The sequence below is a fragment of the Asanoa sp. NPDC050611 genome (assembly GCF_040654855.1).
Taxonomy (GTDB): Bacteria; Actinomycetota; Actinomycetes; order Mycobacteriales; family Micromonosporaceae; genus Asanoa.
Window position 1 is genome coordinate 19,073 of sequence record NZ_JBFAIU010000028.1, and the last position, 18,736, is coordinate 37,808.

The window sequence follows — 18,736 nt, forward strand, 5'->3', positions numbered from 1 at the left end:
GTATGTCTGATTTATCCGAGTAGCCAGGCCGGGTGCGCGAACTCGGCCGCCCCAGGGTTGACCCGCACCGGCCGGCCGTGTCGCCATGGACGCATGAGCGTCGACGCCGTCAGCCTGGCCGGCGTCGCGGCGATCGGCTTCGCGTCGGCGTTCCAGCCGTTCACCCCCGTCGAGGTGTACCTGGTCGGCGTCGTCGCCACGACGAACGCCGCGCCGGTGCCCGCGGGCCTGGTCGCCGCGCTCGGGCAGACCGCCGGCAAGCTCGTCATCTTCCTGGCGACCCGGGGCCTGCTACGGGGTACGTGGCTGCAGCGCATCGTGGACCGGCAGCGCGGCGCGGCCCGGCGGTCGGCGTTCCGCGACCGGATGGCCGCACTGGTGGCCCTGCTGGACCGACCGCGCTACGCCGCCGCCCTGCTGTTCGCCAGCGCGGTAGGCGGCATCCCACCACTGCTCGCGACGACGGTCTACGTCGCGCGTACACCCATGCCGGTCTCGCTTTTCAGCGCCTTCTGCCTGTCGGGCCGCACGATCCGATTCGTCGTGGTGGCCTTGGCGCCTGCACTGGTGCTCCCGGCATGAAGCGGCGGCTCGCGGTCGTCGCCGTGCTGGCAGCCCTGGCCGGATGCGCGGCTCCCGACGACAGCCTCGCGGCCGAGGCAGTCATCGGGTGAGCCGAGGTGGCGCTCTGGGGCCGCGTCGAGAGCGTGACGTCCGGCGACGGAGCGCTCCGGGTCGTCATGTCCGTCGACCGCTGGCTGGTCCCAGCGGCCGGCGGCGCCGCACACACCTTCACCGCCGACGACCCGGTGACCTCGGTGGGCGCCCCGTCGTGGGCGGTCGGCGATGAGGGCCTGCTGGTGATCCCGGCGGCCGGCCCAGCGTCGCTCACCCGCGACGGCCACGATCTCGAGCAGGCGTGGCGCTCCGCCGGTGGTGACCGACCACGCGATTGCCCGCACTAGAGGAAGATTGACTTCGATGCATGGCCCGTGGCAGGCTGGGCGCGCCGCAGCGGGAGCGTTGTAGCGACACGGAAGCGGGGGCGGCTTCCGTCCTCGACTCTGGAGCTCTCATGCGCTTCGCCCGACTGCTGGCGGCCCCGCTGATCGCGTTCGCCGCCGTGATCGTCGTTCTCCTACCCTCTTCGCCCGCCGCCGCGCACGGCAGCATCGTCAACCCGGCGTCCCGCAACTACGGCTGCTGGGAGCGCTGGGGTTCCCGTTTCCAGGACCCGGCGATGGCGACCGAGGACCCGATGTGCTTTCAGGCCTGGCAGGCCAACCCCAACGCGATGTGGAACTGGAACGGCCTCTACCGCGAGAACCTGGGCGGCAACCACCAGGCCAACATCCCGGACGGCCAACTGTGCAGCGGCGGCCACGCGGAAGGCGGCCGCTACAACTCGATGGACACGGTCGGCAACTGGCGCGCCGCCAACGTGTCGACCTCCCTGTCGCTGCGCCTCAACGACCAGGCAAGCCACGGCGCCGACTACATCAGGGTGTACGTGTCCCGGGCCGGCTACGACCCGACCACGCAACCGCTGCGCTGGAGCGACCTGACCCTGGTGAGCCAGATCGGCTACACACCGGCGTCGCAGTGGCAACCGGCCGCGCAAGGCGTCCAGATCGACCTCCCGGTCAGCGTCCCCGGCCGCTCCGGCCGCGCGATCTTCTACACGATCTGGCAAGCCAGCCACATGGACCAGTCCTACTACTTCTGCAGCGACGTCAACTTCGGCGGCACAAGCAACCCAACAGACCCACCCACGAACCAGCCGACCAACCCACCCACGAACCCGCCGACGAACCCGCCGACCAACCCACCCACGGGCCCAGGCACCTGCACCGCGGCCTACTCCCTGGTCGGCTCGTGGACAGGCGGCTTCCAAGCAGACGTACGGGTAACCGCAGGCTCAGCGGCCATCACCGCCTGGACGGTCGCGCTGACCTACGCCAACGGCCAACAGGTCAGCCAGGTCTGGAACGGCACAGCAGCAACCAACGGCTCCACGGCAACAATCCGCAACGCCACCTACAACGGCGCCCTAGCGGCCTCGGCCAGCACCACCTTCGGCCTACTAGGCTCCGGCACGCACTCCGCCCCCACAACCACCTGCACAGCAACGTAAGCGAGGGCCGCGGACGCCCTAGCCGCGTCCGCCAGTACCACCTTCGACCTACTCGCTCAGACACACACACGACCCACGATCACCTGCTCAGCAACGTAACCGAGGGTCGCGGGGTTTCCGGGGGCTCGGCCCCCGGAGCAGACATGACGAGTGGCCCCGGTCCGCGCGTTCCGCGGACAGGGGCCACCTGTCACTCGTGGAGGTGCCGGGAATCGAACCCGGGTCCTTCGGCGTCTTGTCAGGGCTTCTCCGAGCGCAGCTCGCTGTGTCCTTACTCGGCCCCACCGATCACACGAGCGAGTCGGTGAGACGGGCCCAGTCGCTGATTGATCTCGCCGCGCGGCCCCCGCGACCGGGGCCGGTTGGCCAGCCTTCTAGCTGATGCCGGCTAGCTGGGCCGAAGGCACTCCCAGGCCGACAAGTTCGCTAACCCGCCGTCAGGCGGCGAGGGCGAACTGAGCGCGATTCTGCTTGGCGCTTATTAGTTTCCAACGACCGATTTTCGAGACGACGTTGGCTTCCTCGGCTCGCTTCCCCTGTCGCAACGGACGAAGTCGAAACCAGTCACCCCCTCGTGCTGCGCCTGCCGCAGCCACTACAGATTAACGTGCTCCGCCACCCGATTCTTCCCGAGGTCAGAACCGCTCGATAGCGGACAAATCACTCCATGCCCTTGCCGCGGCGGCCGGCCACGCGCTGGATCTCGCGGTCCGCGTCGCGCTTGGCCAGGTCCTGGCGCTTGTCGTACGACTTCTTGCCGCGCGCCAGCCCCAACTCGACCTTGGCCCAGCCGTCGTTGAAGTAGACCGACAGCGGCACCAGGGTCACACCGTCGTCCTTGAGCTTGCCCAGCAACCGATCGATCTCGAGGCGGTTGAGCAGCAGCTTGCGCGTGCGCCGCGGCTCGTGGTTGGTCCAGGTGCCCTGCGTGTATTCCGGGATGTGCATCCCGTAGAGGAAGATCTCCCGGCCCTTCTCCTGGGCGAACGCGTCGACCAGCGACGCCCGGCCCGCACGCAGCGACTTGACCTCGGTGCCGGTCAGCGCCATCCCCGCCTCGAAGGTGTCGAGGATGGTGTAGTCGTGCCGGGCACGGCGATTCGACGACACGACCTTGCGGCCCTTTTCCCGCGGCACGACCTTGACCTCTTTCGCTCGGACAACTGTGCAATGCTACCCGCCGCGCAGCCCGTCGACACCCGGGTTGCGGGCCGCGCAAAGGGGCCCGCGTCCCGAGCGGGACGCGGGCCCACGGAGCAACGGCCCGACTAACAGAGACACGGCCGCAGGAAGCTCAGCGGCTGCACCGGGTCGCCGTTCAACCGGACCTCGAAGTGCAGGTGATAGCCGGTCGAGGCGCCCGTCGTGCCGACGCGACCGATCACCTGGCCACGATCGACGCGCTCCCCGGGGCTCACGAGGATCGCCGACTGGTGCCCGTAGCAGGTCGACATCGCCTTGCCGCGGTACTTGCCGTGGCTGATGCAGGTGTAGTTGCCGTAACCACCGTTCCAGCCGGCCATGATCACCTTGCCCGCCGCGGCCGCCCGGATCGGGGTGCCGCCGCCGGCCGCCAGGTCGACCCCGGCGTGCAGCTGCCACACGTGGTAGTACGGGTCGTACCGGTTGCCGAAATCGCTGGTCTTGTCGCCCTGCACCGGGGTCAGCAGCTTCCCGGCCGACAGCCGGGCCTCCGCCGCCGCCCGCTGCCTGGCCTCCCACGCCTTCAGCGCGGCCGTGATCCGCGCGGCCTCTTCCTTGGCCTCCTTGTACTTCGCCAGACTCGCGGCCCGCTCCTCCTGGGCCACGCTGAGCGCCTCCTCCTTCTGCGCGACCAGCTGGGCGACCTCGCGTACCGCGTCCTCGGCCCGGTCCTCCGCGTCGGACGCCTGGTCGAGCGCGCCGTCCGCGGTGAGCATGGCCTCGTCGGCGGCGGCCCGCGCCAGTGTCGCGTTGTTCTCCTCGCGGCGCGCCGCCGCCAGGGCGTCGAGGTAGCTGCCGACCTTCCGCTGCTGGTCGGCGACCACACGGTCGACGAACCGCAGCCGGTAGAGCGCCTCGGTCGGGTTCTCAGCGTTCATCACCAGGTTGAGATTGGCGATCCCGGCGCCTTTGTACGCGGACGCGGCCAGCTCACCGATCCGGTCCTGCGCGGCCCGGCGCTCCCGGTCGGCCGCCGCGAACCGCTTCTGCGCGGCGGCCACCGCCGCCTGGGCGTCCGCGGCCTTGCGTTGCGCGGTTTCCACCCGCACCTGCGCGGCGACGACCTCGCCCTTGCTCTCGATCACCAGCTCTTCCGCGGCTGGCATCTTCGCGTTCGCCGTGGCCAGCTGTTGGACCGCGGTGCGAGCCCGGTCCGTGGCGTCCTCGAGGATCGACGACGCCGTGGCCACCTCGGCGTCGATCCGCTTCTTGTCGTCTCTCGGGTCGGCTCGCGCGGCACCCGCCGGCTGGATGGCGGCCAACAGGGCCGCGGCCAGCAGAACCGCCGCTAGCTTGGATTTTTTCCTGCGATAGGAGTACATCTCGCACCCTTCACCCGCACGTGGACTTGACGCTACCCACGGCACAGAAGGTGCAAAGGCGATTCCCGTAACAAGCGGCACATGTGACGGCGCCCGCCACGCCGCTCTCGCGACGTGACGGGCGCCTCGCGGGTACCCGCCGGGTAGCTAGACCCGCAGGTAGAAGCGGAGCGTGACCCACGCGGTGACCGAGCTGACCAGCGTGCCGGCCAGGGCCATCAGCGGCAGCATGATCAACACCTTGCCCCAGGACAGCGGCGTGAGCAGGTCGGTCAGCTCCTGCAACGAGCCGTCGAGGAGCAGCACCTTGCCCAAGGCGAGCAGACCACCACCAATGATCGCGCCGAGCAAGCCGGCGACCACCGCCTCCAGCACGAACGGCGCCTGGATGAACCAGTTGGACGCGCCGACGAGTTTCATGACCGCGACTTCTCGACGTTTGCTGTAGGCCGCCACCTGGATCGTGTTGCCGACCAGCAACAGGGCCGCGATCGCCATCACGCTGGCCGCCACCAGCGCCATGGTCTGCACCGAGCCGAGGATGTTGAAGATCTTTTCCAGCAGGTTCCGCTGGTCGATGATCTGGTCGACACCCTCCTTCCCGACGTAGGCCTCACGGACCTGTTGGTACTGCTCGGGGTTGGCGAGGCCCACGCGGAACGACTCGGGCAGCTGGCCCGGCTTCACCGCGTCGACGACCGCCGGGACGTCGGCGAACATCTCCTGGAACTTGGTGAAGGCCTTTTCCTTGGACTCGTAGATGACCTCGCGAACCATGGGGTCGCTCTTGAGCGCGCCTTCGAGGGTGCTGCGCTGCTCGTCGGTGATCTCGGGCTTGAGGAAGATGGCGACTTCGATCTTGTCGTAGTAGTACGCCTTCATGTCCTTGACCTGGGTGTAGATCAGGCCACTGGCGCCGAGCATGGTCAACGACACTGCCATGGTGATGATCATGGCGACGGTCATCGTCACGTTGCGCCACAGTCCGACCATCACCTCGGACATGACGTACTTCAACCGCATCGGGGGGATTCCTTCCGGAGCTCCGCTGGACTAACCGACTTGCCGGGGTGGCGATGTGCGCGATGGGGGGTCGCGCCTCAGCCGTAAACGCCTCGGGCCTGGTCGCGGACGATGCGACCACTCTCGATCTCGATGACGCGCCGGCGCATCTGGTTGACGATGTTGGAGTCGTGCGTGACCATCACGACCGTCGTGCCGGTCCGATTGATCCGGTCGAGCAGCCGCATGATCTCGATCGACGTGTCGGGGTCGAGGTTTCCGGTCGGCTCGTCGGCCAGCAGGATCAGCGGCCGGTTGACGAACGCGCGCGCGACGGCGACGCGCTGCTGCTCACCACCGGACAGCTCGTGGGGGTAGCGGTGCTCCTTGCCGCCCAGGCCGACCAGCTCGAGGACCTCGGGCACGACGCGCCGGGCGACGGCCTTGGTCTTGCCGATCACCTCGAGAGCGAAGGCCACGTTCTCGTACGCGGTGCGGTTGGGGAGCAGGCGGAAGTCCTGGAACACGCAGCCGATCTGCCGGCGGAAGGCGGGGATCTTCCACGACCGCATCGCCGTCACGTCGCGGCCGTTGACGTGCACCCGACCGCGGTTGGGGGTGACCTCGTGCAGCAGCAGCTTGATGATCGTCGACTTGCCGGAACCCGACGGGCCGATGAAGAAGACGAACTCGCCCTTCTCGATCCCGACGGAGACCTCGTCAAGCGAGGGCCGCGAAGCCTTCGGATAGGTCTTGGTCACGTGCTCGAGCTGAATCACGGGTCGTGAGTCTACGCGGTGTAACGAAAACTCCAAGCCTCCAGGCACCCATGGTGCCCGTATTGCCGGAAAGGCCGAAATTTATTCCACACATTAGACGGAGCCGGACACGCAGCGTCACTGAAAATAACGGGCTACGCGGGGTCCGTCTCCAGCTCACGCTGTTTGCGCCAACGGATCCCGGCCTCGATGAACTCGTCGATCTCGCCGTCGAAGACCGAAGACGGGTTGCCCGTCTCCTCCTCAGTTCGTAGGTCTTTCACCATCTGATACGGGTGGAGGACGTACGAGCGCATCTGGTCGCCCCAGGAGCCGGCCGCGTCGGTCTTGAGACCGTCCAGCTTGGCCTGTTCCTCCTGGCGCTTGCGTTCCAGCAGCCGGGCCTGCAGCACGCGCAGCGCGGACGCCTTGTTCTGCAGCTGCGACTTCTCGTTCTGGCAGGTGACCACGATGCCGGTCGGGATGTGGGTGATCCGGACCGCCGAGTCCGTGGTGTTGACGCTCTGCCCGCCGGGACCGGACGACCGGTAGACGTCGACGCGGATGTCGTTCTCCGGGATGTCGATGTGGTCGGTCTGCTCGGTCACCGGCAGCACCTCGACGCCGGCGAAGCTCGTCTGCCGGCGGCCCTGGTTGTCGAACGGGCTGATCCGGACGAGCCGGTGGGTCCCGGACTCCACGCTCAGGGTGCCGTAGGCATAAGGCGCCTTCACGGCGAAGGTCGCGGACTTCAGACCTGCTTCTTCCGCGTACGAGGTGTCGTAGACCTCGGTCGGGTAGTTGTGCCGCTCGGCCCAGCGCAGGTACATCCGCAGCAGCATCTCGGCGAAGTCGGCGGCGTCCACCCCGCCCGCGCCGGCCCGGATCGCGACCAGTGCCTCCCGGGAGTCGTACTCACCGGAGAGCAGGGTCCGGACCTCCATCTCCTCCACCGACTTGTGGAGGGCGGTCAGCTCCGAGCCGACCTCGGCGAGGGCCGACGGGTCGGACTCGGCCTCAGCCAGCTCGAGGAGCACGTGGGCGTCGTCGAGCCGGCCGCGGAGCGCCGCCAGCCGGTCGATCTCGCTGTTGACGTGCGAGAGCTTCGAGGTGACCGCCTGCGCCCGGGCCTGGTCGTCCCACAGGTCGGGGGCCGACGCCTGCTCTTCCAGGTCAGCCTTGTCCCGGCGCAGCTTGTCGAGGTCGAGCACGGCCTCGATGTTGCGCAGGGTGGCATCGAGCGTCTTGAGCTGATCAGCGAAGTCGGCAGCGGTCACAACACGTAAGAATAGCGCTGCCACGCCGAAGTCCCTCGCTCAGCGGGACCGCCGCCGAGCGAGGGAGAAGATCGGCTGCTACCGCGCGGGCGCGGTCTTGAGCCAGCTGAGGGCCGCCTTGTGGTAGTTGATCGCGAAGTCGAGGGCGGCGGCGCCGTAGGAGTCGCCTTCCTTCTTCGCCTCGCGGGCCTGCTCGCGGGCCGACGCCAGCGCCGCCGTGTGGTAGGCGTTCGCGTTGGAGTAGAGCTCCTTGAGCTGGCCGCCGGAGTGCTGCTGGCCGAATGCCACGCGCAGGGCCGTCGGGTTGCGCACCGCGTCGCGGCCCGGGCTCTCGGACAGCCAGCGGGAGAACGCCCGCTTGCCCGACGCCGTGATCGCGTAGGGCTGGCTGGAACGGGGGCCGGGCTTGCCGAGCCGTACGTAACCCTGGTCAGCCAGCGCCGGCAGCTCGCGGTAGACCTGGCTGCGGGTCATCGACCAGTAAGGGCCGAGCCGACGCTCGGCGGACGCCATCAGCTGCCCGCCGGTCATCGGTCCTTCGTGGAGCAGACCGAGCAGTGCGGCCGCCGTGGGGTTGATGTCATTATCCGCCATATCTCAAAGGTCGCACTTCGACGCCCCCTCGTCCAGGATTTCGGCTGATCAAAAACTGAGCGTCTCCACAATGCACTGTCTGGCACAGACAGTCTGCTGAGGACAATGAAGCCAGGCGGGCCGTATCGGCTGCAAAAGCCTTGATCATGTCCTGGGAGGCATGGAAGGCATGAGCTCCCCGATACCGGGCAGAGGCCCCAGGTCGGGTGGTACGAGGGCCTCGGCCACACCTGGTGTCGGGCTTGCGGTGCTGGTGGGAGCGCTGGGGCCAGTGGGCACAGTGGTCTGCGACACGACCGCCGGCACGCGCCCGCCCGGCTCCGCGTCGGGTCCCGAGGCCCTTTCACCACCGAGCAGCGCGATCGCCGCGACCACCACGAGCGTGACCACCGCCACGCCTCCACCGAACAATGCGACACGCCGATGGCGGTCCGGCCCAGGCTCCACAGGGGTCGGTCCGGGCCGCGCCAGTCCCGCGAGAGGGATCGCGACCAGACCGCCGGCGTACGCGGACGCGGGCGACACGGGCGCGGCGCGCAGCGGCACCCACGCCACCGGGGCGCGCGCCGTCACCGTCGCCCGACCGGGCCTCGGCCACCAGGTGACCTGATCCCCGTGCAGCGGCGCCATCGCCGGCGCGCCGTCCAAGGCCGGTTCGAGCCCGCGCAGCCGGGCAGCGAGCAGTTGCGCGGCCGGGCGTCGGTCGGGCACCGCGGCGAGGCAGTCCTCGATCAGGGGCCAGACCACGGCGGGCAGGCCCGGTGGTGGGACAGGAGTGCAGTTCGTGTGTCGGGCGAGCACCTGGGTCGGCTGGCCACCACGGTAGGGACTGCGGCCCGTGAGCAGTTCGTAGAGGACGATGCCGAGCGCGTACACGTCGGCCGCCGGTCCCGCCGGCTCACCGGCGACCACCTCGGGAGCGACGTACTCCGGCGTGGCGTGGATGACCGTGGGCCGACCCGCACCCAACCGCCGCGCCACGCCGAAGTCCGTCACCCTTACCCGCCCCCCGTCGGCGGGTACGAGCAGGTTGGCCGGTTTCACGTCGCCGTGCACGACGCCCCGGCCGTGCAGGTACGCGAGCGCGTCGGCCACCTGTGCCGCGATGTGTGCGGCGATCGCCGGCGGCACCGGGCCGTCGCGGCGCAACCGGTGCCGCAGGTCCTCACCGTCGACGAGGTCGAGCACGAGCGCGGGCGCGCCGTCGACCGTGGTCGTCCCGCGCAGCCCCACGATCGCGGGGTGGTCGAGGCCGGCGAGGATCTCGGCCTCGGCCGCGAAGCCGGCGACGAGCTCGGGCTCGGCGGCCGCCTCGGGCCGCAACACCTTGACCGCCACCGGCTCGCCGGCCCGCTCCCGGTCGACCGCGCGCCAGACGGCGCCGACCGCGCCCCGGGCGATCTCGTCGCCGCGCTCGTACCGATCCGCCATGGCCGACCTCCCCGCGGCCAAGCTATGCGCGCGCGGACAGCTGACGACCGAACGTGAAAGGGGTTGGCACGAACCCAGGAATCAGAGCCGGCTGCGGAACTCCCACAACTCCGGGTAGAAACGCAACTCGATCCGGGAGCGCAGGTACGCGCCGCCGGCCGAGCCGCCGGTGCCCGGCTTGGTGCCGATCTGCCGTTCCGCCATCAGCACGTGCCGGGCCCGCCACAGTGCGAACGCCTGGTCGTGCGCGACCAGCGCCTCCGCCAGATCCCACAGCTGGCCGTAGCGTTCCCGGTCGTTGGCGATCGCCGCATACGCCGCGAACCGCGCTTCGGCGGTCGACACGTCGAACTCCGCCTTGGCGAGCGCCGCCAGGAAGCCGTCCCAGAGGCTCGGCGCGTCGAGCCGGGCCTGCAGCCGGGCCCGGTCGTCGTCGGCCAGCCCTTTGAACCGCCGGAGGAAACCCGGGTCCTTCGCGCCGGAGAGGAACTCGATCTCGCGGAACTGCGCCGACTGGAAGCCCGAGGCGGGCGCCAGCTTGTTGCGGAAGGCGAGAAAGTCCTGCGGCGTCATCGTGTCGATCACGTCGACCTGGTTGACCAGGACGCGCTCGACCACCAGGCAGCGCTCCAGCCGCACCCGGGGAAGATAGGTCTCCCCGGCCAGCATCCGGTCACGGGCGTCGGTCAGCTCGGAGAGCAGGAGCTTGAACCACAGCTCGTACACCTGGTGGATCGTGATGAACAGCAACTCGTCGTGTGCGGGCGGCGAGGACTCCGGGACCTGCTGGTCCAGCAGCTCGGGGAGGCGCAGGTAGGCACCGTAGGTGAGGCGGCCACCCTGCTCACCGAAATGGGCGTCGTGAAGGATCTCTTCGGTCACCCTCCGCACGTTAAACCCCTGGTGTTTGACCTGCGGGGGTGGGTGGAGCAGGCTGACTGCCCGTGGCGTCCGCGTTGCTGAGCTGGTTGGCCCTCCGCTCGCCCGACGAGCTCGCCGCGGTGCTGCGCCGCCGCGGCGACGTGCTCCCGGTCGCCGACCTCGAGGCCCTCGCGGGCCGCCTGGAGAAGGACGGCTCGGTCGCGGCCGCGCTGTCCACAGTGCCCCTTCCGCAGGCCCAGGTGGTCGAGGCCCTGGCGGGCATCGGTGGCCCGCACGTCCGGCCCGACCGGCTGGCCGCGCTGCTGGACCGGTCCGGCCACGATCCCGACCTGATCGCCGCGCTGGGCGGGCTCGCCGAGCTGGCGCTGGTCTGGCCGGACGAGACCGGCGCCCTGCGGATGGCCGAGCCGCTCTGGTCGGAGTTCGAGTTCCCGCTCGGCCTCGGCCCGCCGGCCGCCGCGCTGCTGGACGTGGTCGACGCCGACCGGCTGGCCGGCATCGCGACGAGCTGGCGCGTGCGCCCCGACCGCGGGGCGGTCGCCGCGGTGCTGGCCGACGCTGGACGCGTACGCGCCGCGATCGACACCGCACCCGCCGACACGCGGGAGCGGCTCGACCGGCTGGCCCACCACGGTCCGGCCGTGGAACTGCCCGGCCGGGCACTGGCCTGGGCGCTGGACCGCGGGCTCGTCCTGCCCGACGGCTGGCGCCGCGCGACCATGCCGCGCGAGGTGGCGATGGTGCTGCGCGGTGCGCACTGGCACGCCCCGTTCGACCCTCGCCCGCCGGCGCTGGCGGTCAACCTCGCGCCGACCGCGGCGGTCGACCGCGAGGCCGTCGCCGCCGGGACGCTCGCGGTGCAGCGCGTCGGCGCGCTGCTCGACCTGGCCGAGCGCGCTCCGCTGGCATTCCTGCGGTCCGGCGGGGTCGGCGCCCGCGAACTGCGCCGCGCGGCCAAGCTGACCGGAGCCGACGAGACCGAGGTCCGGCTCTGGCTGGAGATCGGCTACGCCGCCGGCCTGCTCGGCCTGGTCGACGAGACCGTCGCGGCGACCGCCGCGTCCGACGAGTGGCGCGCGGGCAGCCCGGCCGAACGACTCGCCACCCTGGTCACCACGTGGCTGACCCTGCCGACGGTGCCCACCGCGGCCGGCCGGCCCGCCGGTGGACCACAGCTCGCCGCGCTGCTGCCGGACCTCGCCTGGGCGCCGGTGCTCGACGCCCGCCCGGGCCTGCTGCGCCTGCTCGGCGAGCTGCCGACCGGCCGGGGTGCGGCGGCGGCAGCGACCGCCGACGACGGGCGGCTCGCCGACGCCGACGCCGTCACGGCCGCCCTGCGCTGGCGGCTGCCGGTGCTGCTGCCACCGGCGCAGCAGTCACCGGATCCCCTGGTCGAGGGCACCCTGCGGGAGGCGCGGCTGCTCGGCGTCATGGCGCACGGCGCGCTCAGCGCGATCGGCCGGGCGCTGGTCGACGCGCCCGGCACCGTCGCCACGGTGGCCGCCGGGTTGCTGCCCGAGGCCGTGGCAGAGGCGATCTTCGAGGCCGACCTGACCGTGCTCGTGCCGGGCTTGCCGGCCGCGCCGCTGGCCACGCTGCTGGACGCCGCTGCCGAGCGGACGGCGGCCGACGGCAACGCGGCGAGCTGGCGGTTCACGCCCGACTCGGTGCGGGCGGCGCTGGACGCCGGGTTCACCGCCGACACGCTGCTGGAGGCCCTGCGGATCGTGACGGCTGAGGGCAAGCTGCCGCAGGTGCTGGAGTACCTGGTCGACGACGCCGGCCGGCAGCACGGGCAGGTCCGGGTGCGCGCGGTCGGCTGCGTCCTGCGCACCGAGAGCCCGGCCCTGGCCGCGGAGCTGCTCGGCGCCCGACCGCTGCGCGGGCTCGGCCTCGCCGCGCTGTCGCCGACGATCCTGACCAGCCCGCGGCCCGCGGACGAGACGCTCGACGCGCTGCGGGCGGCGGGCTACTCCCCCGCCGGCGAGGACGCCACGGGCGCGCCGACCGTGCGGCGGGCGACCCGGGTGCGGGCGACGCCGCGGCGCCGCAACGGGCACGTGCCGGCGGCCCGCAGCAGGCCGGCCGGTGACCTGGTCGAGCTCGCGGAGCGGCTGCTCGACCAGGGCGTGGTGGTGGCCCGGCCGCACCTCGTCGCCGCCGGCGGCACGGACGGCACCCCGCCGGACGAGCCGAGCACGCGACCCATGCTGTGGCTGGTGCCGACCGAGACGCCGGATCCCGACCCGGCCGCGGCGGTGGCCACCGAGGTCCGGCGCCACACGCCGCAGCTCGAGGCGCGGGAACGCGAGCTGCTGGTCTACGCGATCGTGGTCGGCGGGCCGGTGACCATCGACTACCGCACGGCCGGCGGCGACTTCTCCAGCCGGGTCGTCGAGCCGCTGGAGCTCGACGGCAAGCGGATGGTCGCCTGGTGCCGGCTGCGCGAGGACGAGCGGGTCTTCGGCCTCAACCGGATCGAGCGCGTCCGACCGGCTTAGCCCATGTGCGGGTAGCGGTGGTCCGTCGGCGGGACGAAGGTCTCCTTGATCGTCCGCGGGCTGGTCCAGCGGATCAGGTTGTGCCAGGAGCCCGCCTTGTCGTTGGTCCCGCTGGCCCGCGCGCCACCGAACGGCTGCTGACCGACCACGGCGCCGGTCGGCTTGTCGTTGATGTAGAAGTTGCCGGCCGCGTACCGCAGCACCTCGGAGACCTTGTCCACGACCCGGCGGTCGTTCGCGAAGATCGAGCCCGTCAGCGCGTACGGCGCGATGCCCTCCGCCTGCGCGACCACCTCGTCGAAGCGGGCGTCGTCGAAGACGTGCACGCCGAGGATCGGGCCGAAGTACTCGGTCGTGAACACCTCATGGGTCGGGTCCGACGCTTCGACCACGGTCGGCCGCACGAACCAACCCTCGCTGTCGTCGGCCGTGCCGCCGGCGAGCACCGTGCAACCGGCCGAGTTCTTGATCCGGTCGAGCGCGCCGGCGTGCTTGGCGAACGCCCGGGCGTCGATCACGGCACCGCCGAAGTTGCTGAAGTCGGTGACGTCGCCGTAGGTCAGGCCGTCGGCCGTCGCCGCCAGCCGGTCGCGCAGGCCGCCCTCCCAGATCGACCGCGGCACGTACGCGCGGGACGCGGCGGAGCACTTCTGACCCTGGTACTCGAAGGCGCCGCGGATCAGCGCGGTGTGCAGCGCGTCCACGTCGGCGCTGCTGTGCGCGATCACGAAGTCCTTGCCGCCGGTCTCGCCGACCAGCCGCGGGTAGCCCCGGTAGCGGTCGAGGTTGGTGCCGACCTCGTGCCAGAGGTGGCGGAAGGTCGGCGTCGAGCCGGTGAAGTGGATGCCGGCCAGGTCGGGATCGGCGAGCGCGACCTCGGAGACGGCCAGGCCGTCGCCGGTCACCATGTTGATCACGCCGGGCGGCAGGCCGGCCGCCTCGAACAGGCGCATCGTGAAGTGCGCCGCGAACTGCTGCGTCGGCGACGGCTTCCAGATCACCGTGTTGCCCATCAGCGCCGGGGCGGTGGGCAGGTTGCCGGCGATCGCCGTGAAGTTGAACGGGGTGATCGCGTATACGAAGCCCTCGAGCGGGCGGTGGTCGAACCGGTTCCACACGCCGTTGGAGCTGCGCGGCTGGTCGGCCAGCAGGTCACGGCCGAACCGCACGTTGAAGCGGAGGAAGTCGATCAGCTCGCAGGCCGCGTCGATCTCGGCCTGGTAGGCCGTCTTGGACTGGCCGAGCATGGTCGCCGCGTTGAGGGTGTCCCGCCACGGGCCGGCCAGGAGGTCGGCCGCGCGGAGGAAGATCGCCGCCCGATCTTCGTACGGGAGGCTCCGCCACATGGGTGCCGCCGCCTTCGCAGCCGTCACCGCGGCCTGCGCGTCAGCGTTGGATGCGTTATGGGTGACCCCCAGCACATGCCGGTGCCGGTGTGGCTGCACGACGTCGATGGCGTCGCCGGCACCCATGCGCTGCTCGCCGTCGATCGTCATGGTCAGCTCGAGCCGCTCGGCCGCCAGCTCGGTCAGGCGGCGCTGCAGGCTGTCGCGCTCGGCGCTGCCCGGCGCGTAGTCGCGGACCGGCTCGTTGCGCGGTTCGGGGGTGTTGAACACGGCGTCCATCTTCGGCTCCTGACCGATCTCGACGGCTTTGGCGACATCGGGCCCACCGGCGCTGGGCGGTCAACCGGGCGCAGGGCCGTGGCCACCGGCGGGTGCCGGCGCCACGGTGGTGGGACCACAAGCCATATTCGCACGTCCGGGGGTGTGGCCACCGCTCCGCGCCCACGCCCGGGGGTGCTCAGGGGGTCCGCGTACGCTGGTGCGTCGAGCGGACCGGGGTCGATTTGACCGAAGGGGAGACGATGAGCGAGCGAAGCGGGGCTTTGGGCACCGACTCGCCCTCCGCTGACGAGACTACGACGCCGGTCGTGGTCGAGCAGCGGAAGCCTGAGCCGGCTCCTGCCGAGCCGGATGTTGTCGCGCCGGCCGCTGCCGAGCCGGACGATGTGGTTGAGCCGGGCAAGCACGACGCCGAGCCGCCGGTACGGATCTCGACGCGCCCGACCGCCCGTACCACCGGACTGATCCCTGCCCCTGGCGCCGGCATCCTGGCACTGCTCGCGCTGGCCTGGTTCGGCACGACGCTCTGGGTGCTCCAGCGGGAGATCTCCACCTCGGTGACCGACGCCGTCGCGATCGCCTCCGCCGCCATCTCGCTGCCCACGGTCGTCTCGGCCAGCCTGGTCGCGGGCGCGTCGGCGGCACTGGTCGCGGTCAACCTGATCGCCCGCGCCGGCTGGACGCCGGCCGCCTCGACGCGGTGGGCGGGCGCGCTGGTCACCAGCATCGCGGTCGGTCTGCTGGGCGCGCTCGGCGTGCTCGTCGGGTACGACGGCCCCGGCAACCGGGTGCTGGCGGCGACGATCGCCGCGGCCGCGGTGGTCGGCGGCGCGCTGGCCGGCCTGCGGCCGACGTCGGTGGTGGCCGCGGTGCTCTCCGGCGCACTCGCCGTGTTCGCGGTGCAGTTCGTGCTCAACTACCTCGACCTCGACGGGATCTCCGGTGCGAGCACGCTGGCCGCGCTGGTCGCCGGGCTGGTGGCCGGGCTGGTGCCGTTCTTCTACCTGCGCCGGGTGTCCCGGCGGGACTCGACCGAGAGTGGCCCGCTGCGCTGGCCGTTCTACATGGTGACGGGCGCCGGGGTGGGCCTCGCGCTGCTGGTCACCGAGGCGGTGACCCGGATCGGCGGCGCACAGGTGCTCGACGCGGTGGCGGCGCTGAGCGACTACGACCGGGCGTTCCGGGCGCATGTCGACGCCGACCGGCTCACGTACACCTTGATCGTGTTCTTCGTGGGTGCGCTGACGACGACGATCGCGTTCGGCCGGACCCTGCCGTCAAAGAAGCGTGTCTAGCTCCGAGACGTCGTACCACTCCAGCTCGTGGTCCTCGGCGCTGTCGACCGTGAACTGCGCGTCCGGGTCGCCGGCCAGGGCCTCTTCGACCTGATCGGCGGCCGCGGCCACGTCCGGCTCGGCGTCGGTGCTGTCGACGTGGATGGCCGCGACCGCCTGCACCGGGACCGGGCCCGTGAGCTTGACCATGCTGGAGCCGAGCTCGGCGTCGACGCGCTGCACCTTCTGGACGCCGAGGTCGGCGGAGACCACCACGCGGCGGCGCGGGGCCGTCCTGTCCTGGCGGAGCAGGCGCAGGGCGCTCTGGGCGGCCCGGGTGAAGGCGACGTACTCGAGCTCCTCCTCGTCGCCTTCCGCGTACCACTCCCGTAGGTCGGCGGTGACCGCGTGGGCGGCGGCGACGGTCAGGCCCTCGTTGCGCAGGGCGGCGAGCATCGGCAGCGTCGCCGGCAGGTAGACCCGGATCAGAGCGTCTGGCACCGGACGTTCATACACCGCCCGTGGGTACGGCCGCCAGCGGCGCGGTCAACGGGTCTGCCGGGCGGGTGACGATCCCGTCGGTGGTCATGACCGGGAAGCCCTCGCGGATCCAGTACTCGATGCCGCCGATCATCTCCTTGACCTGGTAGCCGCGGCGGGCCAGCTCGTGCGCCGCCTTCGTGGCGCCGTCGCAGCCGGGGCCCCAGCAGTAGACGACGACCGGCTTGGTCTTGTCGGGGAGGCGCTTGGCGGCGTGGAGGGGGATCATCCGGCGCGGCAGGTGCACGGCGTGGGGGATGTGGCCCTGGCGCCAGGAGGCGAGGTCCCTGGTGTCGACGAGGATGTGCTCGTCCGGTCCGGCCGCGTGCACGTCGGAGACGTCGGTCTGGAAGGCGAGCTTGGCGGCGAAGAACTGTTCTGCGTTCATGGTTGTTGACGGTATTTGGGTTTCGCTGTTTGGTGAATGCCCTGTCCACGGTGGTTGCGTTGATCGGGCGTTGATTCGGCTGTAGTTTGCGTCCATGGCCGTTGAATCACCGGTGCTGGACGCGACTGACTGGCGGTTGCTCGCGGCGCTGCAGTCGACCGGACGGGCGTCCTTCGCGGAACTGGCCCGCGCGGTGGCGATGTCGCCGAGCGCGGTGGCCGAGCGGGTGCGCCGGCTGGAGGAGGCGGGGGTGGTCGCGGGCTACCGCGCGGTCGTGCCGCCGGCGGTGGTGGGGCTGACCATCATGGCTTTCGTCCGGTTGCGCTATCCGACGGGCAACTACCAGCCGTTCTACGCGCTACTGGACACGACGCCGGAGATCATCGAGGCGCATCACGTGACCGGTGAGGACTGCTTCGTGCTGAAGGTTGTCGCGCGGTCGATGCGGCACCTGGAGACGGTGGCGGGCCGGATCGCCGGCCTGGGCGCGGTGACGACGAGCGTGGTCTATTCGAGCCCGCTGCCGGGGCGGGACGTGTCGGCTGGTGCCGCACTGGCTGGCCCCGGGGCCGAGGCGTAGGTGCTGCACCAAGGCTGTCGATGGCAAACTGAGGCAACCGAGCCGAAGTAGGGGTGACCGTCCATGGGGGCCAGATTCCTGGAGTTGTCCGAGGTGGCGGCCGAGCTGGCCGTCTCGGACTCGCAGGTCTACCACATGGTCCGCAGCGGAGAACTGCCGGCAATCAAGATCGGCGGGCGCGGTCAGTGGCGGGTGGAGCGGGTCAAGCTCGAGGAATACATCGAGCGTAAGTATGCGGAGACGGCTGACTGGGTGCGGAGCAATCCGTTGGTCGAGCGCGATCCCGCGTAGGGGCACGGTTTCCCGGTATCTGGCGCTGCGTAGCGTGCCAGTTTCGCTGAGTGGCATTGACGGTGACCTACGCGTGTCTCCAAACTTGGGTGGTCGAAGGCAAACGAAGGTAAACGCAAGATTCTTTGTCTGACGATCAACCATTGGGGAGGTTGCCCGATGCCGACCACCGCACCACCCACACCGCTGCCCGCAGCCGGTGGCCGACTAGCGACGGGGACAGGCTGGCCAGCCCTGGCTGGCGAGGCTGCCGCTCGACCGCGCCATCGGGTGTCGGTCGGCAGCGGCCGGAGCCGCTTGCGCGCGGCAATGCCGTATCCGAAGCGGACGGTGACGCGGGGCACGTACCCGCCGATCCGGCTGAGATCGCCCTACGCCGACGAGCCGGGCACGATCGAGTGGCACCGCGAGTCGGTGGGTCAACTCGCGTTCGACTTCGCGGCGCTGACCCGCCGCCCGGCTCCCGAGCCGGGTCTGGCACCGTCACTCGACGCCAGCCGCGCGGCGACCCGCTTCGCCCGGGCGTGCCTGGAGATTCTCAACGGCTACCGGCCGGTGGCCCACGTCCGCTCGCTCTGCCAACCGACCACCGCCCACACCCTGATCGAGCAACTCTTCGACGCGCTACGCCGCATGCCACCGCCACCGCGCCGCCACCAACGACGGGAGCTGGTGAAGCTACGCCGACTACGCGTCAGCGAACCGGCCCCGGGGGTGGTGGAGGCCGCTGCGGCGCTGGGCACCGACGCCCGCACCTGGGCGATGGCGTTTCGCTTGGAACAGGCCAGCACAACCTGGCTTGGCACCGTGCTCCAAGTTCTCTAGTAGCTCCCCGGAGCGTCCACCTGGCCGGGCACGCCGGTGGGCGCTCTGGGGCTCCAATGCGGCCGCGATCAACGCGGCCCCAACCGGCGTCGCGACGCGGTGGCTCCTG

Annotated in this window: 18 protein-coding genes, 1 other RNA gene and 3 pseudogenes; 10 read left to right on the forward strand and 12 right to left on the reverse strand. The window is 71.0% G+C overall.

Translation table 11 applies throughout. The annotated features are described in order from the left end of the window. Nucleotides 1–93: 93 nt before the first annotated feature. The 5 genes and pseudogenes from AB0H87_RS07165 to AB0H87_RS07185 all read left to right on the forward strand — a co-directional run. Nucleotides 94–582 (forward strand): hypothetical protein, encoded by a 489-nt coding sequence (locus AB0H87_RS07165; RefSeq protein ID WP_360141034.1) that lies wholly within the window; start codon nt 94–96, stop codon nt 580–582. A gap of 98 nt (nt 583–680) precedes the next feature. Continuing rightward, entirely contained in the window at nt 681–965 is a 285-nt protein-coding gene (locus AB0H87_RS07170) for a hypothetical protein (RefSeq protein ID WP_360141037.1), read from the forward strand. 110 nt (nt 966–1,075) lie between these two features. Further along, nucleotides 1,076–1,723, forward strand: a pseudogene (locus tag AB0H87_RS07175) (lytic polysaccharide monooxygenase); the annotation flags it as partial. Further along, nucleotides 1,723–1,803: pseudogene (locus tag AB0H87_RS07180) on the forward strand (hypothetical protein); the annotation flags it as partial. The pseudogenes AB0H87_RS07175 and AB0H87_RS07180, both read left to right, overlap by 1 nt. Nucleotides 1,804–1,858: 55 nt before the next feature. Then, nucleotides 1,859–2,134: pseudogene (locus AB0H87_RS07185) on the forward strand (cellulose binding domain-containing protein); the annotation flags it as partial. Nucleotides 2,135–2,328: 194 nt separating this feature from the next. Here AB0H87_RS07185 and ssrA read toward each other — a convergent pair. The 9 genes from ssrA to AB0H87_RS07230 form a co-directional block, all read right to left on the reverse strand. Further along, nucleotides 2,329–2,706, reverse strand: a transfer-messenger RNA (tmRNA) gene (gene ssrA, locus AB0H87_RS07190). Between the two features lie 88 nt (nt 2,707–2,794). Beyond that, nucleotides 2,795–3,271, reverse strand: coding sequence for an SsrA-binding protein SmpB (gene smpB / locus AB0H87_RS07195; protein WP_360141040.1), 477 nt, complete (start codon nt 3,269–3,271; stop codon nt 2,795–2,797). 131 nt (nt 3,272–3,402) lie between these two features. Further along, on the reverse strand, nt 3,403–4,659 hold the full coding sequence (locus AB0H87_RS07200) for a M23 family metallopeptidase (protein WP_360141043.1): 1,257 nt from the start codon (nt 4,657–4,659) through the stop codon (nt 3,403–3,405). Between the two features lie 147 nt (nt 4,660–4,806). Next, nucleotides 4,807–5,682 carry a permease-like cell division protein FtsX gene (gene ftsX, locus AB0H87_RS07205; protein ID WP_360141046.1) on the reverse strand — a complete coding sequence of 292 codons (876 nt, stop codon included), beginning with the start codon at nt 5,680–5,682 and terminating at the stop codon, nt 4,807–4,809. A gap of 77 nt (nt 5,683–5,759) precedes the next feature. Beyond that, complete coding sequence (ftsE, locus tag AB0H87_RS07210) at nt 5,760–6,440, reverse strand: cell division ATP-binding protein FtsE (protein WP_089245428.1); 681 nt, start codon at nt 6,438–6,440, stop codon at nt 5,760–5,762. Nucleotides 6,441–6,574: 134 nt separating this feature from the next. Continuing rightward, a complete protein-coding gene (gene prfB, locus AB0H87_RS07215) occupies nt 6,575–7,696 on the reverse strand; it encodes a peptide chain release factor 2 (protein ID WP_360141050.1) in 1,122 nt (373 codons plus the stop codon). Nucleotides 7,697–7,774: 78 nt separating this feature from the next. Then, the gene (locus AB0H87_RS07220) at nt 7,775–8,290 is read right to left on the reverse strand and encodes a PadR family transcriptional regulator (protein ID WP_360141053.1); all 516 of its coding nucleotides are present in this window, start codon (nt 8,288–8,290) and stop codon (nt 7,775–7,777) included. A 144-nt stretch (nt 8,291–8,434) separates the two neighbouring features. After that, nucleotides 8,435–9,721, reverse strand: coding sequence for a protein kinase (locus AB0H87_RS07225; protein WP_360141056.1), 1,287 nt, complete (start codon nt 9,719–9,721; stop codon nt 8,435–8,437). An 81-nt stretch (nt 9,722–9,802) separates the two neighbouring features. Further along, entirely contained in the window at nt 9,803–10,603 is an 801-nt protein-coding gene (locus AB0H87_RS07230) for a tryptophan 2,3-dioxygenase family protein (RefSeq protein WP_360141059.1), read from the reverse strand. A gap of 62 nt (nt 10,604–10,665) precedes the next feature. On the opposite strand from AB0H87_RS07230, the gene AB0H87_RS07235 reads away from it, so the two are divergent. Next, entirely contained in the window at nt 10,666–13,104 is a 2,439-nt protein-coding gene (locus AB0H87_RS07235) for a helicase-associated domain-containing protein (RefSeq protein WP_360141062.1), read from the forward strand. Here the strand turns inward: AB0H87_RS07235 and pruA are convergent. After that, nucleotides 13,101–14,729 carry an L-glutamate gamma-semialdehyde dehydrogenase gene (gene pruA, locus AB0H87_RS07240; RefSeq protein ID WP_360141065.1) on the reverse strand — a complete coding sequence of 543 codons (1,629 nt, stop codon included), beginning with the start codon at nt 14,727–14,729 and terminating at the stop codon, nt 13,101–13,103. The genes AB0H87_RS07235 and pruA overlap by 4 nt on opposite strands. 242 nt (nt 14,730–14,971) lie before the next feature. On the opposite strand from pruA, the gene AB0H87_RS07245 reads away from it, so the two are divergent. Then, the gene (locus AB0H87_RS07245) at nt 14,972–16,024 is read left to right on the forward strand and encodes a hypothetical protein (protein WP_360141068.1); all 1,053 of its coding nucleotides are present in this window, start codon (nt 14,972–14,974) and stop codon (nt 16,022–16,024) included. Here AB0H87_RS07245 and AB0H87_RS07250 read toward each other — a convergent pair. Together AB0H87_RS07250 and AB0H87_RS07255 are read right to left on the reverse strand one after the other, a co-directional pair. Beyond that, nucleotides 16,007–16,504, reverse strand: coding sequence for a hypothetical protein (locus AB0H87_RS07250; RefSeq protein ID WP_360141070.1), 498 nt, complete (start codon nt 16,502–16,504; stop codon nt 16,007–16,009). The genes AB0H87_RS07245 and AB0H87_RS07250 overlap by 18 nt on opposite strands. A 7-nt stretch (nt 16,505–16,511) precedes the next feature. After that, a complete protein-coding gene (locus AB0H87_RS07255; RefSeq protein ID WP_360141073.1) occupies nt 16,512–16,931 on the reverse strand; it encodes a rhodanese-like domain-containing protein in 420 nt (139 codons plus the stop codon). A gap of 94 nt (nt 16,932–17,025) precedes the next feature. Between AB0H87_RS07255 and AB0H87_RS07260 the strand changes: the two genes are divergently transcribed. The 3 genes from AB0H87_RS07260 to AB0H87_RS07270 all read left to right on the forward strand — a co-directional run bounded on the left by AB0H87_RS07260 (nt 17,026) and on the right by AB0H87_RS07270 (nt 18,627). Continuing rightward, entirely contained in the window at nt 17,026–17,511 is a 486-nt protein-coding gene (locus tag AB0H87_RS07260; RefSeq protein ID WP_360141076.1) for an Lrp/AsnC family transcriptional regulator, read from the forward strand. 63 nt (nt 17,512–17,574) lie between these two features. Further along, entirely contained in the window at nt 17,575–17,802 is a 228-nt protein-coding gene (locus AB0H87_RS07265) for a helix-turn-helix domain-containing protein (RefSeq protein ID WP_360141079.1), read from the forward strand. A 330-nt stretch (nt 17,803–18,132) separates the two neighbouring features. Next, nucleotides 18,133–18,627 (forward strand): Rv3235 family protein, encoded by a 495-nt coding sequence (locus tag AB0H87_RS07270; RefSeq protein ID WP_360141082.1) that lies wholly within the window; start codon nt 18,133–18,135, stop codon nt 18,625–18,627. Nucleotides 18,628–18,736 lie beyond the last annotated feature (109 nt).